Raw genomic sequence first — 836 nt, forward strand, 5'->3', positions numbered from 1 at the left:
GCCGTTCCCGCGGCCGTGGACGCAACTGCCTTGGGGGGCCGCATTGTGGTCATGTCCTATCACTCCCTGGAGGACAAAATCGTCAAGAGTGTCTTCCAGGCCCGCTCCAAATCCTCGGCTCCACTCGGGTTTCCTGTTGAGTTGGATGAACATAAACCGGAACTGAAGACCCTGACGAAAGGCACCGAGGTGCCAACCGCCGTCGAAATCGCCGAAAACCCCCGCGCAGCTTCAGCAAGGCTGCGCGCCGTGGAACGTATCCGAACCAGGAGGGCTTAATGAGCACCGCTGCTGTCAAGAACTTTCCCGTCGTTTCCGGCTCGGCGGCCAAGCAGCTTCCTGCGGGTTCCCCCGCCGGGCCCCGCCGGAGCCGCACTCCGCTCTCCGTCGTCCGGTCCGTTCCGCGCAAGCGCCGTGCCCCCTTCGTGGTGTTGTGCTTTGCCATGCTTGCTGTGGCCCTGATCGCCGTTCTCGTCCTGAACATTTCGGTGTCCACGGCGCAGTACCAGCTGGTGGAACTGCGCGCCAAGCAGAGCACCTTGACGAAGCAGAACCAGGACCTTACCCAGCAGGTCCAAAACTTTGAAGCACCCCAAAACCTTGCTGCGCAGGCAACGAAACTGGGCATGGTGCCGTCCACCGTCAAGGGCCAGATTGACCTGTCAACCCTTTCCGTCACGGGCAAGGCAACTCCCGCTGTCAAAGACGGCGCTGCAGGGGCCGTTATCCCGGCGCCTGCTGTCGCCGGCCAGCTGACAGTGGTTCCCCCGGCAAGCAAGCGCGATCCCCTGGAAGCCAGGAAACCCGTCGAGGACACGCCCGCAGCAGCGTCCCCC

At 63.3% G+C, this 836-nt stretch carries 2 protein-coding genes; both read left to right on the top strand.

All coding sequences use genetic code 11. From position 1 onward, the window contains the following. A partial coding sequence (mraW, locus tag AC5RWX_RS33845; RefSeq protein ID WP_494100512.1) for a 16S rRNA (cytosine(1402)-N(4))-methyltransferase occupies positions 1-279 on the top strand: 279 nt, incomplete at its 5' end. Next, positions 279-836 (top strand): cell division protein FtsL (gene ftsL / locus AC5RWX_RS33850; RefSeq protein ID WP_494100513.1); only part of this gene is annotated, 558 nt, incomplete at its 3' end. The genes mraW and ftsL, both read left to right, overlap by 1 nt.

This window comes from Arthrobacter sp. SPT-J7 (assembly GCF_059089965.1).